A 16032-nucleotide genomic window follows, 5' to 3' on the forward strand; every position below is an offset into this window, starting at 1 on the left:
AAGACCTTCAGGGACGCCACCGGGTGGCCCTGGTCGAACGAGCGCCGGAAACCCCTGACCAGCACCTGCTCTGACCCGGCCGACCCGGTGACGTGCCCCTGAGGGCAAACCCGCAGCGCGACCCCCCGCACCACCGGCTTCCACGCTGGCACCCCCGAGCCAGCGCCCCAGCCACACCAGAACGGCGCCGTCGGCGTGCGTCTTTCCGGCATGACATGAGGTCTTCCTTTCCTTGCCGCCGGGCTCGTTCCCCCGAATCGGGCCCGACACCGGAGAAGAGCGCGGGACCGCCGCGCTGATACATCCGGCGCGAAACTTTCGTGACCAGTCCTTGCCCCGTTCTTGGGCGACTCTTGACCGGCTTCGCCGAACTCGCCCCGCTCGGGAGGTATCAGGAAGAACCGTCCGAACTCCTGTCTGTGACGCACCCGCCTCACTACGCTGACCGTGGACGCACCCGCGCCCCCAGGGTCGGCACCGCCCTCAGGAGAGCTCATGGCACACGTGACCCCCACGCCCAGCAGGGGACCCGGCCGCCGCATCCCGCACCTCTCGGTGCCCGGCAGCGCGGTCCGCCGCCTCGGAGCCCGCGCGCTGGACCCGGCCACCTGCAAGCGACTCGGCGACCAGCCGGTGCCCAGCCCCACCGTGTACGTCGGTGACACCCTGCTCGTCAGGGGGCAGCTCGAGGGCCGCGCGGAGGGCCCGATCAGCGCCCTGCGCAAGCAGCTCGAGGGTCGCTACACCGTCGAGGAACGTCGCGAGACCGGGCTCGGTGACCTGTTCCGGCGCCTCGAGCTGTCCGACGAACTCGACCGGGTCGGCTCGACCAGCGTCCTCATCGCGCCATTGCCGGGCGAGTCGGTCGAACCCCCCGACGCCTGGAAGATCCTGCAGGACTTCCGTGCCGAGCACCCGCGCTTCGCATCGGCGGTCGAGCTGTGCCACGTCATGGTGGGCAGTGGCTACGGCGACGGCGTCGGGTACGGCGACGGTGTGGGTTACGGGGACGGCGTCGGGTACGGCGACGGCGTGGGCTACGGGGACGGCGTCGGGTACGGCGACGGCGTGGGGCTGGCCGGCCTGCCCGGTGGCGGTCCGTCCGGACGGTCCCCGGTCACCTGGGCCGCACCGGACCCGTGCCCGGCCGAGCTGCCCGACGGCCCGGTCGTGGCCCTGCTCGACACCGGCATCGGTGCCCACCCCTGGTTCGAGCGAGGCGTCATCAAGGACGTCGAGGTCGAGGGCGTCCCCGTCGGGCTGGTCTTCACCCCGGCCGACGACCCGGAGAACACCGGTGTCACCGTCGACCGTGTCAACGGTGTGCTGGACCGGCTGGCCGGCCACGGGACGTTCATCGCCGGGGTGGTCAGGCAGCACTGCCCCGAGGCCACCATCATGGCCATCCCGATCATGTACGGCGACGGGGTCGCGGACGAGGCCGACGTCATCGACGCGCTGCAGCTGCTCTACGCCCGACAGCTCCTCGCCCTGCGAGACCCCGACCGTCACGGCCCCGCCGTGGACGTGCTGTCGATGTCACTGGGCTACTACCACGAGACCCCGGGCACCTTCGAGGACGAGGGCGCGCTGGTGACCGCGTTGCGTGGCCTCAGCTCGACCGGTGTCGTGGTCGTGGCAGCCGCCGGCAACGGGTCGAGCGACGTCGAGTTCTTCCCGGCCGCGTTCGCGACGGGTTCGGGGTTCGACGTGCCCCTCGTCAGCGTCGGCGCGCACAACCCCGGTGGGCTCAACCCCACCGGCCCGACGGTGTCGGTCTACTCGAACACCGGCTCGTGGGTCACCGCCTACCGCTGCGGCACCGCCGTGGTCAGCACCATGCCGACGACGTTCGACGGCAGCATCCGCAGCGTGCTCAACCTCCCCGGTTCGACGAACCCGGCCCGCGGCTCGATCGACCTCGACGACTACTCGGGCGGGTTCGGGCAGTGGAGCGGGACGTCGTTCGCCGCTCCCGCGCTCGCCGGTGACGTGGCCGCCCAGCTCGTCGGCTGCCAGGGGGCGGACGAGGGGCTCGACCGCCCGGACCGTGCGGCCCGCGTCAAGGCAGCGGCCGGCGCGGTCGCCACGACGCTGGGGGGTTCGTGATGCAGACCGACGGGACCACGGGAGGTCTGGCCGAGCGCGCAGCGCTGGCGTTCGCCGCATACCGCGGTGGTGACCCGGAGGCGATGTCCGACCTGGTCGACGCGACCACGGCCCTGCTGTGGCACACCGCCCGCGCCCAGGGCCTGGGCAGCGCGGCCGCCGAGGACGTCGTCCAGACGACCTGGCTGTCCCTGATCAAGCACCAGGACTCCATCCAGGACCCGCTCGCCGTCCTCAAGTGGCTCACCACCACCGCCCGCCGCGAGGCCTGGGCCGTGTCGCGCCGCTCCCGTCGCGAGGACTCGCGCGAGGAGATCGGCGACCTGCTCGACGGCACGCCCGCCCCGCTCGACGGACCCGAGCAGGTCGTGGTCCGCGGACAGGACCAGGTGGTGCTGTGGCGGCACTTCGCCACCCTCTCCGAACGCTGCCAGCAGCTGCTGCGGGTGGTGGCGCTCGCGGAGCGACCCGACTACCAGCACGTCGCCGAGGCCCTCGGCATGCCCGTCGGCAGCATCGGCCCCACCCGCGGCCGCTGCCTCGCCAAGCTGCGGGCAGGACTCACCAACGACCCCGCCTGGGAGGTGGCGTCATGACCGGATCCGCCGACCGCAGCCACGACCGGGAGCTTGACCAGGAGCGCGATCGGGAGCTCGATCGGGAGCTCGACCGTCTTGCGGCCGAACCCCTGGACGCGCAGGACCTCCGGGCGCTGGCCACCGTCCGCAGCATCTTCGCCGCGAGCGACCCCGTGCCGCCGGGGCTGGCCGAGCGGGCCAAGTTCGCGATGACCGTGGCGGCGCTCGAGGCCGAGGTCGCGCAGATCATGCAGACCAGCGCCGAGGCGGTGGGGGTCCGGGCCAAGGTCTACGACCGGGCGGCCACGGTGACGTTCTCGACCGACACCCTGAGCGCGATGATCACCATCGAGTCCATCGACGGGGTCCACGCCCGGCTCAGCGGCTGGGTGAGCAACGGGCCCACGGCCGTCGAGCTGCGCGAACGCTCGCGCACCCAGAGCACCGAGACCGACGCCGAGGGACGGTTCAGCTTCGCGAAGGTCGAGCGTGGGCTCGTGCACCTGCTCCTGCGACGACTGGACCTGCCCGACAGCAGGCCGGTCATCACCCCGGCCATCGAGATCTAGGGGACGCCATCGAGGTCGTCGACCCGGCGGTCGAGGAGCTGTTCACCCGGGCACGCCACCTCAACGGGATCGGGCGCTTCCGGGAGGCGGAAGCGGCGCTGCACAGGGCACTGCGCCTCGACGCCTCGTCGCCCACGCGTGGGTCCGTGACGGCGCGGTCGCGCATCCTCATCACGTTGGCCTGGACCACGGTGGCGCTGCACGGCCGCGACGAGGCGCTGGCGCTGCTCGAGGAGGTGCGCGCTCTCACCGACTCGCCCCGGCTGCACGCGCTGACCTGGGTGCAGGAGGCCGTGGTCCACGTGTCCCTGGCCGACTGGCGGTCCGCGCTCGCGGCCCTGGCGCACGTCGACGACGCCTCGATGCAGCTGCTCGCCCCACGCGAACGCACCTCGGCGCTCCTCAACGGCGGCCTGTCCCACCTCTCGCTGCTCGAGCTCGGCGAGGCCCGGGCCGAGCTGCACGAGGCGCTCGCCCTCGCGGTCGAGGGCGGGGTGGTCGAGCAGGAGTTCAAGGCCCGCCACAACCTCGGGTGCCTGGAGTTCTACGCCGGCAACCTCCCCGAGGCGATCTCCCTCATGCGGGCCGCGGACGACGTCGAGGTACCGGTCGCCCGGGCCCGGGCCAAGCAGGACCTGGCCCAGGTGCTGCTCGAGTCCGGGCTGCTCACCCAGGCCCGGGACACGCTCCACGGCGCCCTCGCGGAGGCCCGCACCGAGCACCTCGCCCTCGAGGAGGCCGACATCCGGCTCGACCTGGCCGCCTGCGCGCTCGTCGAGGGCGACGCCACGAGCGCCCGCAACGAGCTGGGGGCTGCGATCCGCATCTACCGCGCTCGGGGAGCCGAGGGTCGCCAACGCAGCACCCTGCTGCTCCGGGCGGCCGTCGACCTCGGCAGCGGCCGGGTGCCGCGCGGCGTTGACGACCTCCTCGTGCCGTGGTTGCAGACCCGTCGCCCCGTCACAGCCGAGGAGCGGCTCGCGGCCCGCGTCCACGTCGAGACCCTGCTGCTGCGCGGCGACGTCGACGGAGCCGCAGATGCCGCCCAGCGGCTCCGTGGCGCGGCCCACCAGGGCCTCGCCGGGGACATGCACGACCGGTTGCTGTTCGCCAAGGTTGCTGCGGCACAGGGCGACTCGCGCAGCGCTCGACGCGAGGTGCACGCCTCCGCACGTCGGCTCGGACGGCGGGCGGCGCCCACCCAGAGCCTGGAGGTGCGAGCCGCCCTCGCCCTGCACGGTAGGCGGCTCAGCGAGTTCGACCTCGGTGACGCCCTCTCCAGCGGGTCCGCCCGCCGCATCTTCGACAGCGTCGAGCGGTGGCGTGCCGTGTCCCACCGGCTGCCGCCGGTGTCCGCCCCGCCCGACGCGGAGACGGCCGAGCTCATGGCGCACCTGCGGCAGGCCAGGCTGCGCCTCGGGAGCACCGCGCCGGGCGAGGAAGAGGCCTCCCTGCGCTCGCAGGTGGCCTCGTTGGAGGGGCGCATCGCCGAGCGCGACTGGTCGACGTCCGGTCGCAACGAGCGGAACGCACCCCAGGACGAGCCGGCGCCGGTGGCGGGCACCGCGTCAGGACGGACCCCGGGTGAGGCGGCGGGGTTCACCGGCACGCGGGCCGCCCTCGGCGAGCGTGACGAGGTCGCCCTCGTGCTGTTCGCACACGCGGGTCAGCAGTACGTCCTCGAGGTCGGGGCGCACCGTCGGAGCCGGGTGCGCCACCTCGGGACGGTCGCCACGGTGACCACCCTGGCCGACCGGCTGGTCCGCGACCTGCGCGCACAGGCGTTCGCCGCGACGAACCCCGCGCTGGCCGCAGCGGTCGGACGGGCCGTCGACGCCTCGCTCGCCGAGCTCGACCGGGTCGTGTTCGGCGACCTCCGGCTCCCCGACGGGTGCGGGGTAGTCGTGGCACCGAGCCGCGCCCTGGCCAGCGTGCCGTGGACCGCCCTGCCCGGTGCCGCGGGCCGCCCCGTCACCGTGGCCGCGTCGCTGACCCGCTGGGCCACCCCCGAACCCCCGGCCGACGGCCCGACCACCGTGACCTCGCTCGCCGGCCCGAGCCTGCGCAGGGCGGTCGCCGAGGCAGCAGACGTGGCCGCGGTCTGGGGTTCGCGCAGCGGCGCCGACCACGGCGGCACCCAGGACAGCAAGCGACTCGTCACCGCCCTGGCCACCGACACCGTGGTGCACGTGGCCGCGCACGGGACGCACGAGCGCCAGAATCCGTTCTTCTCCTCGCTGCACCTCGCCGACGGCCCGGTCTTCGCGCACGAGCTGCCCAGGCCGTTGCGGTCACGGCACGTCGTTCTGTCGGCGTGCGACGTCGGGCAGTCGGACCTGCGCCCCGGCGACGAACCGTTCGGCCTCACCGCAGCGCTGCTCTCGCTCGGTGCGCGCTCCGTCGTGGCGGCCGTGGCACCGGTGGGTGACGAGGTGGCCGCGGTCGCGATGGTCGACTACCACCGCCGGCTCAGCAGCGGGGTCCCCGCCGCCCGGGCCCTCGCGGTCACCGTGGCCGAGCACCCGGGAGCCCGCGCGTTCTGCCTGTACGGCGCGGACTGGGCCGCACCGCATACGTCGGCCTGAATCCCGTTCTGGCACAAGGAGAGCTGTCCCTGCCCCAGGCCACGGAAGGGCGTCAGATCCAGATGGCCGGGTCCTTGAACATCAGCTCGTAGGGGTCCTCGCGACCCTCCGGGAAGCGGATCACGGCAGGGATCCCCGTCGCGATCGCGCCGGTGGGGACGTCCTTGACGACGACCGAGTTGGCGCCGATCTGGACGTCGTCACCGATGTCGACCGGGCCCAGGACGCGGGCACCGGCGCCGATGGTGACGCGGTTGCCGACGGTCGGGTGGCGCTTGACCTTCTGCATCGACCGGCCGCCGAGCGTGACCCCGTGGTAGAGCATGACGTCGTCGCCGACCTCTGCGGTCTCGCCGATGACGACCCCCATGCCGTGGTCGATGAAGAAGCGACGGCCGATGGTGGCACCGGGGTGGATCTCCACGCCGGTCAGTGACCGCACCACCGTCGACAGCAGCCGGGCGAACGGCTTGGCCGCACCCCCGCGCAACCACAGCCGGTGCGCCGCGCGGTACGCCCAGATCGCGTGCAACCCCGGGGAGTTGAGCGCCAGGTCGAGCCGGGAGGCCGCCGCGGGGTCGCGCGCGATGGCCGCGTCGAGGTCGTCGACGATGCGGCTCCGCGCGCGCCGCGCGTACAGGGCAAGGGTCACGAGGGGTGCGCCGCCGGTCAGTCGAGGAGGTCGGAGAAGAGGATGGTCGACAGGTAGCGCTCGCCGAACGACGGGATGATCACGACGATCGTCTTCCCGGCGTTCTCGGGGCGACGGGCGACCTGGTCGGCGGCAGCGAGCGCCGCGCCGGAGGACAGGCCGACGAGCAGGCCCTCCTCGCGAGCGGCTCGCCGAGCCCACTCGACGGAGGTCTCGGCGTTGATGTCGATGACCTCGTCGTAGATGTCGCGGTCGAGGATCTCGGGCACGAAGTTGGCGCCGATTCCCTGGATCTTGTGCGGGCCGGGCTGGCCGCCGTTGAGGATCGGCGACTCCTCCGGCTCCACGGCGATCATCTGCAGACCGGGCTTGCGGGGCTTGAGCACCTGGCCGATGCCGGTGATCGTGCCACCGGTGCCGATGCCGGCCACGACGATGTCGACCTCGCCGTCGGTGTCCTTCCAGATCTCCTCCGCCGTGGTCTTGCGGTGGATCTCCGGGTTGGCCTCGTTGGCGAACTGGCGCGCGAGGACGCCGCCACGCTCGGCGGCGATCTCCTCGGACTTCGTGACCGCACCCTTCATACCGAGGGCTCCCTCGGTGAGGACGAGCTCGGCACCGTAGGCGCGCAGCAGGGCCCGGCGCTCCTTGGACATGGTCTCGGGCATGGTCAGCACGACCTTGTACCCGCGTGCGGCGCCCACCATCGCGAGCGCGATGCCGGTGTTGCCGGACGTCGCCTCGACGATCGTGCCACCGGGCTCGAGCTGGCCGGACGCCTCGGCGGCGTTGATGATCGAGACGCCGATGCGGTCCTTGACCGAGGAGGCCGGGTTGTAGAACTCCAGCTTCGCGGCGACGGTCGCGTCGCTGTCGATGAGGCGGTTGATGCGCACCAGCGGGGTGTTGCCGATGAGCTGGGTCACGTCGTCGTGGATCGGCATGCGCCTCTACTTTCGGTATGCCGCGGGCTCACCTCGAGCGCGGCGTTGGGCAGGCTGTCGTGTCCTTCTCTCAGCCAAGCGAAGAACGCGTTATGGATATTCCAACAGATCGTTATGACGGGTGCAACGGCCGTCCGCGCCCCGGCCGGGTACGGGTCCGGGTACCGGCACGGGGACCGGTCCGACGCCACGCGGTTGAGCCGGGTCACAAACCGGTAAGCGGACGCTTACCCGCGGGTAGCATGACCGCCATGTCTGCCCTCCAGATCGTCGCGCTCGTCGTCTGCGGCGTGGTCACGCTCGTGGCCATCGCCCTCTTCGCCCGCGTGATCCGCCACTTCCTGTCCGTGTTCCGCCTCGGCTCGCCGGACGCGACCCGCACCGGGGACAAGGGCACGCGCACCGTGACGCTGCTGCGCGAGTTCCTCGGGCACACGCGCATGTCGCGGCTCCCGGTCGTCGCGGTGGCGCACTGGTTCACGATGATCAGCTTCGGCGTGCTGTTCCTGACGCTGGTGAACGCCTTCGGGCAGCTCGCCAAGCCGGACTTCGCGCTCCCCCTCATCGGGCACTTCTTCCCCTACGAGTGGGTCACCGAGTTCTTCGCGTGGACCGGCCTGGTCGGCATCCTCACCCTCATGGCGATCCGCCAGAAGAACCACCCGCGCAGCGCCGCCGGCGAGGGCGGGCGGCGCTCGCGGTTCTTCGGCTCGAACTTCTGGCAGGCCTACTACGTCGAGCTCACCATCCTCGGCGTCACGATCTGCATCATCAGCCTGCGGGCCCTGGAGTACGCCCTGGGCCAGGCCACCGGCGACGAGCACGCGACGGCCCTCCACTACCCGCTGACCGCCTGGCTGGGTGCCGGGTTCGGCGGGTCGGCGTCGACGCTCGAGACCGTGATCGTCGTGGTCGCCGCGGTGAAGATCCTCATCTCGTTCGCGTGGATGATCACCATCTCGCTCACGCCGACCATGGGGGTCGCGTGGCACCGGTTCCTCGCGTTCTTCAACATCTTCTTCAAGCGTCACGCCGACGGACGCACGTCGCTGGGCGAGCTCCAGCCGCTCATGGTCGGCGGGGCGCCGGTCGACTTCGAGAACATCGAGGAGCTCGACGAGGACGCGGCGCTCGGCGTCGGCAAGGTCGAGGACTTCACCTGGAAGGGCCTGCTCGACTTCTCCACCTGCACCGAGTGCGGCCGCTGCCAGTCGCAGTGCCCGGCGTGGAACACCGAGAAGCCGCTGTCCCCCAAGATGCTCATCATGACGTTGCGCGACCACGCCAACGCCAAGGCGCCGTGGCTGCTGGCGTCGGAGTCGGAGCGCGAGGGTCTGGGTGAGGGCGCGGCCGCCCTCGCCGAGGTGCCGCTCATCGGCGACACCGGCTACTCGATCACCGACCCGCTCGCGGCCTACAACCCGCACGGCCCCGACGCCGTCATCGACCAGGACGTCCTGTGGTCGTGCACCACCTGCGGTGCCTGCGTCGAGCAGTGCCCCGTCGACATCGAGCACGTGGACGCGATCGTCGACATGCGGCGGTACCAGAACCTCATCGAGAGCGCGTTCCCCAACGAGCTCGGAGGCCTGTTCAAGAACCTCGAGAACAAGGGCAACCCGTGGGGCATGGCCGCCCGCGCCCGCCTCGACTGGGCCAAGGACCTGCCCTTCCCGGTGAAGATCCTCGGCCAGGACGTGGACTCCGCCGACGACGTGGACTACCTGTTCTGGGTCGGCTGCGCCGGCGCCTACGAGGACCGCGCCAAGAAGACGACCCGCGCCGTGGCCGAGCTGCTCGACCAGGCCGGCGTCTCGTTCGCGATCCTCGGTGACGGCGAGTCGTGCACCGGCGACTCCGCACGCCGCGCCGGCAACGAGTTCCTCTTCCAGATGCTCGCCCAGCAGAACGTCGAGACGCTCAACGAGGTGGGAGCGACCAAGATCGTCGTCACCTGCGCGCACTGCTTCAACACGATCAAGAACGAGTACCCGCAGCTCGGCGGCAAGTACGAGGTCGTCCACCACACCCAGCTGCTCAACCGCCTCGTGCGCGAGAAGAAGCTCGTCCCGGTGGCCCGGCCTGCTGACGCCCCCGGCAAGTCGACCCTGAAGAACGTGGCCTCGACCGCGGAGACCGTGACCTACCACGACCCCTGCTACCTCGGTCGCCACAACGGCGTCTACGCCCCGCCCCGTGAGCTCATCGGCGCCCTGCCCGGCGTCGAGCTCAAGGAGATGGAGCGCACGAAGGAGAAGTCGTTCTGCTGCGGCGCCGGCGGTGCCCGCATGTGGATGGAGGAGAAGCTCGGCACGCGGATCAACACCAACCGCACCGAGGAGGCGATCGCCACGGGGGCGGAGCGGATCGCCATCGGCTGCCCGTTCTGCCGGGTGATGCTGTCCGACGGCCTCACCGCGGCCCAGTCCGAGGGCAAGGCCGAAGAGGTCGAGGTCGTCGACGTCGCGCAGATGCTGCTCGCCGCGGTGAAGCGTCCCGGCGACGACGTCCCCACCGAGGCCGCGACGAGCGAGCCCGCCCCCGTCTGACCCCTCGCCCCCCACCCCGGCTTTGGGTGTCCAGACGGTCGGATTTCCGACCACTTGGGCACCCAAAGCGAGGGTCGGGGTCGTCCGGACCCGTCAGCCGCGGCGGCCGGCGTCGGCCTTGAGGCGCGCTTCCTCGTCGAGGTGGCGCGCCTCGTCTGCTGCGGGGGCCGCGCCACCGCGCGTGGCCGGCCACCACCACGCGGTATGCGGCTGCGCCGGCTTCTGGGGGTAGGCGTCCACGAGCCGCTCGACCATCCCCACGAGCACGTCGTGCACCCGCGTCGTCAGCGCCTCGGCGTCCTCGCCCGGCATCGGCGTGATCGGGTCGCCGACGAGCACCTGGACGGCGGTGCCCCGGCGCAGGCTCCAGCGTCCCCCGACGGTGAAGATGCGGTGCACCCCCCAGTGCGCGACCGGCACGATCGGCGCCCCGGTCCGCAGGGCCAGGTAGGCGGCGCCGCGCTTGACGTCCACCCGATCCTTGACGACGAACGCCCGACCGATCGTCGCCTCCGGGTAGATGCCGACGACCTCGCCGGCGAGCAGGGCGCGGTACGCCGCACGGGCCGCCGTCTCGCCGTGGGCGCGGTCGACCGGGATGTGGTGCATCCCGCGCAGCAGCTGACCGGAGACCGGTGCGTCGAACACCGACTTCTTGGCCATGAACCGCACCAGCCGCCCCCTGGCCGTCGCCACCAGCCCGACGAACATGAAGTCGATGAAGCTGCTGTGGTTGGCCGCGACGACGACCGGTCCGGTCTGCGGCAGGCGGTACGCACCCCGGACGTCGATCCGCAGCCCCAGCGCCCGGAACAGGACGTGGCAGGCGCGGATCACGAGTCGGTAGGTCAGGTCGGGCACGCCGGTCATTCGGAGCCGACGCCGCTCACGGTTGGACCCTCACGCCACCTCGGCCATCAGCGCGGCCAGCTTGGCCCTGGTGCTGATCTCGAGCTTGCGGAAGATGTGCGACAGGTGCGCGTCCACAGTGCGCGGCGACACGAACAGCTGCTCGCCGATCTGCCGGCTGGTCAGGCCCTCGGCCACGAGCTCGGCCACCGCCCGCTCCGCCCGGGTCAGCACCCCCAGCGCCGAGACGACCTCGGGCTCGTCGCCGGTCGCGAGGTCGGTCACGGCCGCCAGCCCGGCGGGGGTGAGGTGACCACCGGACACCCAGCTCGACGGGCAGTCGCGCGGTGAGCCCGCGGCATACGGGACACCGGGGCGGGTGCGGCCGGCCGCCCCGCGCGGCGCCCGCAGCGCTGCCGCGGCTCCCGCCAGCTGCCGGTATGCCGCCGTGCCCGGCTCCGCGGCCGCGGCGAGGCCGTCGAGCGCATCGGCCGCGCGCAGGGGCATGGGGATGTCAGTGGCCCGACGCAGGGCGGACAGGTAGGACGGGCGGGCCTGGGTGGGGTCGCCGGTGGCCATGAGGGCGTCGGCGACGAGCAGCCGGCCCTCCACGCCGTCGCGGCCGAGCCGGCTGCTGTCGGCGAGGACCACCGTGTCCGCCGCCCGGCCGGCGGCGCGGCCGAGGTCACCGGCGGCGAGCAGGTCGCGGGCGTCCTGGAGCTGGACGACGACGCGCACGGCCCACGGGAGGTTCTCGATGTCGACGTCGAGCTCGGCACCCGGCCGGCCGGTCACCAGCCGCACGACGGTGTCGGCGAGCAAGGCGATGCGGTCCTCGTGGAGCTCCTGGGCCTGGGCGAGGGCGTACAGCGCCAACGACTCCGCCTCGACCAGTCGACCCTGCTCCCAGGCGACCTTGGCCTGCAGGGTGCGCGCCGACAGGGCGATCCACCGCTCGTCGGCAGGTGGGGCGTCGACGATCAGGGCACCGAGCCGCTCGGCCTCCGCCAGGTCACCGCTGGCGACGCACACGTCCATGAGGGTCCGACGCACCTGGCGGACGACGTACGGGTCGTGCTGGCCGAGCAGGAGGGTCCGCTCGGCGTCGGCGCGTGCCTGCGCGAGGTTGCCGGCGTCGAGGTGCATCTCGGCGCGGATCGCGGCGTTGCGGGCGAACTCCAGGCTGCGCGCTCCGTCCTCGAGACCCGAGGCGTGCTGCTCCGCCCGGTCGAGCAGGCGCAGGCCCTCGTACGTGCCGCGAACCTCGGAGGCACAGATCCCGGCCCGCCGGGCGAGCTGCGAGCCGATGGTCGCCGGGCCGTCACCGCTGTCGAGGACCGACTCGAGCAGGTCCACCGCGTCGCGGGCGCGCATCGCGGTGTAGAGCGAGGAGAAGGCACGGTTGGCGAGGTCGTACGCCTCCGGGCGTCGAGCGTCGTCGGCCGCGGCATGCCGGACGGCGGCGGCGACCAGCGGCACCTCGGCGAGCCACGGCGCATCAGCGGCTCCGGTGTTGTAGCCCTCCGGGATGGCCCGGTCGGCCCAGCGCAGGAGGCCGTCCATCGCCTCCTGCTCGTCCGCGGTCGCCCGAGCGAGCTCCCGTCCCACCTCGCGCAGCGGCGGGAGCATGTCGAACCGTCCGTCGGACTGCACCTCCACGAGGCTGCGGCGGGCCAGGGCCGAGGCGAGCTGGACCGCCGCGGGCCGGGACACCTCGCACAGGTCGGCCAGCGCATCGAGGCCGACCGGTCGACCGACGACCGCGAGGCGACGGAAGCACCTGCGTTGGTCCTCGTCAAGGAGGTCGTAGGAACCGCGGACGGCCTCACCCATCGTCCCGACGGGGGCCACGTCGCTCACGCCGATCAGGGCGATCTGCACCGCGAGCTGTTCGATCAGGGACGGCAGGCCACCACTGGCCCGCAGCAGCCGACGCAGGGTGCGGTCGTGCTGGACGACGTCCACCGTGTGCCCGCCTGCTGCGGCGACGCGGGCTAGGAGGAGCTCGACCGCGGCTCCCTCGAGGGGCTGCGACGCGGTGGGGACCGGCAGGGGCTGGATCCGCAGGACGTTCTCGTGGGTGCGTCCCGCCACCGTCGTCGCCGTGCACATGAGGCGGAACGCCGCAGCGTCCTCGACGAGGTCGTTGACGATCTCGCCCAGCCCGTCGATCGAGTCGACCCCGTCGAGGACGAGCAGGAGGTCGCGCCCGTCGAGGGCTCGTTTGAGGGCCATCGCCGCCGAGTCCCCGGGGGCGACCTCCGCGCCGAGCGCGTCCAGGCAGGCGGTGACGAGGGTGTCGGCGGTGGGGTTCGTGTGCCCACTCACCCAGGCGCTGGCCGCGGCCGATGCCGCCACGTGCCGGGCGACCAGGGTCTTGCCGCAGCCCGGGGCGCCGGTCAGGGTCACCCACCGGTGGCTCCCGAGGAGTAGGCGGAGGCGATCGAGAACGTCATCGCGCCCCACGCACGGTGTCAGCACCCAATCAGGCTACCCAGACACCCGGCCAATATCGGTGGTTTTACCGATGCCCTCCCGGGCGGCCGCCGACAGGCTGGACCCGACACGAGCAGGACCTGTGGCCACGGGAGACGTGGAGGGGCGTGTCCGGCGGCCACGGACCCGGCTCATGTGGGTCGGGGGACCCGATGACAACGGCCGAGTGAGGTTCCGGGGGGATCCTCTCTCGGCCGTTGTCACGTCCGAGCCCGTCAGACGCGGTCAGGCGTCCGTCCGCGCGCGTCCGGCGCCGTCAGGCGGCCGCCGATGGACGGGGCGGTCAGCCGAGGCCGTTCTTGGAGAGGAACTCCTTGGCCACCGCGTCGGGGTCCTTCTTGTCGCTCACGACCTCCTTGAGGAGGGCCGCCAGGGTCGTGGTGTCGAGCTTGGCGGACACCGCGTTGAGCGCACCCTCGACGGTGGGGTTGCTCTTGCTCTTGGTGATGAGCGGCACGACGTTCTGCGCGGCATACATGTTCTTGGGGTCCTCGAGGGCCACGAGGTCGTTCTCGGCGATGCTCGGGTCGGTGGTGAACAGGTCACCGGCGTCGATCTGGCCGTTCTTGAGCGCCTGAAGGGTCAGCGGGCCGCCGGCGTCGAGCGGACGGAACTGCTTGAACTCCAGGCCGTAGATCTTCTTGAACCCGGGGATGCCCGTGTCGCGGGTCTTCCACTCCGGGGGACCACCGACCGTGAGGTCCTGGCTCTTGCCCTTGAGGTCGGCGATCGACTTCACGCCGAGCTCGTCCGCGCGGGACTTCTTCATCACCAGCGCGTCCTTGTCCTCGGCGGCCGACTTGTCCAGGACGGTGAGGGCAGCCGGTACCGAGGACTTGAGCTCGGTGTAGACCGCGTCGGCGTCGGTGCCGGTCTGGCCCTTCTTGAAGTAGTCACGGAGCACGCCGGTGTACTCCGGGATCAGGTCGATCGACCCGTCCTGGAGCGCCGGGATGTAGGCCTCACGGGCACCGATGTTGAGCTTCTTGGTGACCTTGACGCCCTTGGCCTCGAGGGCTCCGGCATAGATCTCGGCCAGCAGGGCGCTCTCGGGGAAGTCGGCCGAGCCGACGGTGATGCCCCCGGCTGCCGCGCTGCCCGACGACGGGCTGCTCGTGGAGGCGAGCGGGTCGCCCCCGGAGTTGCCGCACGCCGCGGTGGCCATCAGGGCCGCAGCGGTGGCGATGGTCAGGGTGATGCGACTCAGCTTCACGGTCCTGCTCCTCAGTGTGGTGACTTCGACGAATCGATGAACTCGGTGGTCAACGGGCCGGAGCGTCAACGGTACGCCCGGAGGAGTCAATCTCTACATCGACAGGGGTATTCCCGGAAGGGGCTGTCCGCGATCGGCGCCCCGCCCTCCCGGAGGTGGCCGGGCCGGCGCCGAGGCCGGGTGAGACGACCGATCGCTGCACCAGGGACATGAGCAGGTCGATGACCAGGGCCAGCACGGCGACGAGGATCGCGCCGGAGGCCATCTGCGCGAACTCGTGGACCTTCTGGCCGTCGATGATGAACCGGCCGAGCCCCCCGGTGCCGGCGACGGCCGCCAGGGTCGCGGTCGCGATGACCTGGAGGATGGCGGAGCGGACCCCGGAGAAGATCAGGGGCAGGGCGCAGGGCACCTCCACCTGCCGAAGCACCTGCATCCCCGTCATCCCCATGCCCTTGGCCGCGTCGCGGGCTCCCGGGTCGACCCCCTCCACCCCGGAGTAGGCGCCGGCCATGATCGGTGGGATCGCGAGCACCACGAGCACGATGATCGCCGGCACGAGGAACGCGGAGTCCCCCGCGAGCTTCGGGAACAGCCAGAGCACCATGAGGTAGAGCAGGCCGAGGCTGGGTATGGCGCGGGCCGCACCCGCGAGGTTCACGGCCAGGAACCGGCCGCGGCCGGTGTGCCCGATGGCCAGGCCCGCCGGGATGGCGATGAGGCAGGCGAGCACCATCGCCAGGGCGGAGTACCAGAGGTGCTCGACGATGCGCGACGCGATGCCGTCCGAGCCCGACCAGTGGGCCGGGTCGAACAGCCAGCCGAGGATGTTGGGAATCATGCGCGGCTCCCCGTCGCCCGGACCCAGGGCGTGAAGGCCCGGGTGAGAAGCAGGATCACGCCGTCGAAGACGAGGGCGAGCACCACGCAACCGACGATCCCGACGATGAGCGGGTCGTAGAAGTCACGGCTGAAACCGTCGGAGAAGAACAACCCGAGCTGGGGGATGCCGATGATGGTCGCGACGCTGGCGATGCTCACGTTGCTGACCGCAGCGACCCGCAGCCCGGCCGAGATCACGGGGACGGCCAGCGGCAGGTCGACCGCGAAGAACCGCTTGACCGGCGTGTAGCCCATCGCCGTGGCCGACTGCTTGACCGACTCCGGCACCGCACCCAGGCCGTCGGCGACGGTGCGCACGAGCAGGGCCAGGGTGTAGAGCGTCAGGCCGACGATGACGTTCGTCGGGGAGATGATCTGGGTGCCGATGATGGCCGGCATGAGCACGAAGAGCGCGAGGCTGGGGATCGTGTAGAGGAGCCCGAACCCGGCGATGAGTGGCACGAAGAGCGGGCGGTAACGACGCGCCAGCCACCCGAGCGGGAGCGCGAGCAGCAGGCCGATCACCAGCGGCAGGCCGGCGAGGTAGGCGTGCTGGAGGGTGCGTGTCCACACCAGGTCGAGGTGGTCGATGAACCAGGTCATGGC

At 72.0% G+C, this 16032-nt stretch carries 12 protein-coding genes; 5 read left to right on the forward strand and 7 right to left on the reverse strand.

The features are described from left to right. Positions 1-495 precede the first annotated feature (495 nt). The 4 genes from ASD62_RS10565 to ASD62_RS10580 all read left to right on the forward strand — a co-directional run bounded on the left by ASD62_RS10565 (position 496) and on the right by ASD62_RS10580 (position 5841). A complete protein-coding gene (locus ASD62_RS10565) occupies positions 496-2109 on the forward strand; it encodes a S8/S53 family peptidase (RefSeq protein WP_056915924.1) in 1614 nt (537 codons plus the stop codon). After that, complete coding sequence (locus tag ASD62_RS10570) at positions 2109-2705, forward strand: RNA polymerase sigma factor (protein WP_056917314.1); 597 nt, start codon at positions 2109-2111, stop codon at positions 2703-2705. Before ASD62_RS10565 ends, ASD62_RS10570 begins: the two co-directional genes overlap by 1 nt. Continuing rightward, positions 2702-3256: a hypothetical protein gene (locus ASD62_RS10575; protein ID WP_056915925.1), complete on the forward strand. Its 555-nt coding sequence runs from the start codon at positions 2702-2704 to the stop codon at positions 3254-3256. The genes ASD62_RS10570 and ASD62_RS10575 overlap by 4 nt, the downstream gene beginning before the upstream one ends. Before the next feature lie 146 nt (positions 3257-3402). Further along, on the forward strand, positions 3403-5841 hold the full coding sequence (locus ASD62_RS10580; protein WP_056915926.1) for a CHAT domain-containing protein: 2439 nt from the start codon (positions 3403-3405) through the stop codon (positions 5839-5841). A gap of 52 nt (positions 5842-5893) precedes the next feature. Here the strand turns inward: ASD62_RS10580 and cysE are convergent, their stop codons facing one another. Next, the gene (cysE, locus tag ASD62_RS10585; protein WP_056915927.1) at positions 5894-6493 is read right to left on the reverse strand and encodes a serine O-acetyltransferase; all 600 of its coding nucleotides are present in this window, start codon (positions 6491-6493) and stop codon (positions 5894-5896) included. A 17-nt stretch (positions 6494-6510) separates the two neighbouring features. Then, entirely contained in the window at positions 6511-7437 is a 927-nt protein-coding gene (gene cysK, locus ASD62_RS10590; protein ID WP_056915928.1) for a cysteine synthase A, read from the reverse strand. Positions 7438-7688: 251 nt separating this feature from the next. Here cysK and ASD62_RS10595 point away from each other — a divergent pair, with 251 nt between their 5' ends. Beyond that, complete coding sequence (locus ASD62_RS10595) at positions 7689-9986, forward strand: (Fe-S)-binding protein (RefSeq protein ID WP_056917315.1); 2298 nt, start codon at positions 7689-7691, stop codon at positions 9984-9986. A gap of 93 nt (positions 9987-10079) precedes the next feature. Here ASD62_RS10595 and ASD62_RS10600 read toward each other — a convergent pair whose 3' ends face one another. From ASD62_RS10600 to ASD62_RS10620, 5 genes are all read right to left on the reverse strand, one after another. Further along, positions 10080-10847, reverse strand: a complete 768-nt coding sequence (locus ASD62_RS10600) for a 1-acyl-sn-glycerol-3-phosphate acyltransferase (RefSeq protein ID WP_162254762.1) — start codon at positions 10845-10847, stop codon at positions 10080-10082. Positions 10848-10886: 39 nt separating this feature from the next. Then, positions 10887-13316, reverse strand: coding sequence for a LuxR C-terminal-related transcriptional regulator (locus ASD62_RS10605; protein WP_369818793.1), 2430 nt, complete (start codon positions 13314-13316; stop codon positions 10887-10889). Positions 13317-13614: 298 nt separating this feature from the next. Then, positions 13615-14544, reverse strand: coding sequence for an ABC transporter substrate-binding protein (locus ASD62_RS10610; RefSeq protein ID WP_369818794.1), 930 nt, complete (start codon positions 14542-14544; stop codon positions 13615-13617). A gap of 49 nt (positions 14545-14593) precedes the next feature. Continuing rightward, the gene (locus tag ASD62_RS10615; protein WP_056915931.1) at positions 14594-15385 is read right to left on the reverse strand and encodes an ABC transporter permease; all 792 of its coding nucleotides are present in this window, start codon (positions 15383-15385) and stop codon (positions 14594-14596) included. Beyond that, positions 15382-16029 carry an ABC transporter permease gene (locus tag ASD62_RS10620; protein WP_056915932.1) on the reverse strand — a complete coding sequence of 216 codons (648 nt, stop codon included), beginning with the start codon at positions 16027-16029 and terminating at the stop codon, positions 15382-15384. Before ASD62_RS10620 ends, ASD62_RS10615 begins: the two co-directional genes overlap by 4 nt. Between the last annotated feature and the right edge of the window lie 3 nt (positions 16030-16032).

Origin of the sequence: Phycicoccus sp. Root563 (genome assembly GCF_001427915.1) — a bacterium.
In the GTDB taxonomy this organism is placed as follows: Bacteria; Actinomycetota; Actinomycetes; order Actinomycetales; family Dermatophilaceae; genus Pedococcus.

Bases quoted from the DNA above. Each gene is read 5' to 3' on its own strand.
- ASD62_RS10570 (WP_056917314.1), top strand. From the start codon at position 2,109: ATGCAGACCGACGGGACCACGGGAGGTCTGGCCGAGCGCGCAGCGCTG.
- cysK (WP_056915928.1), bottom strand. From the start codon at position 7,437: ATGCCGATCCACGACGACGTGACCCAGCTCATCGGCAACACCCCGCTG.
- ASD62_RS10565 (WP_056915924.1), top strand. From the start codon at position 496: ATGGCACACGTGACCCCCACGCCCAGCAGGGGACCCGGCCGCCGCATC.
- ASD62_RS10595 (WP_056917315.1), top strand. From the start codon at position 7,689: ATGTCTGCCCTCCAGATCGTCGCGCTCGTCGTCTGCGGCGTGGTCACG.
- ASD62_RS10620 (WP_056915932.1), bottom strand. From the start codon at position 16,029: ATGACCTGGTTCATCGACCACCTCGACCTGGTGTGGACACGCACCCTC.
- ASD62_RS10615 (WP_056915931.1), bottom strand. From the start codon at position 15,385: ATGATTCCCAACATCCTCGGCTGGCTGTTCGACCCGGCCCACTGGTCG.
- ASD62_RS10575 (WP_056915925.1), top strand. From the start codon at position 2,702: ATGACCGGATCCGCCGACCGCAGCCACGACCGGGAGCTTGACCAGGAG.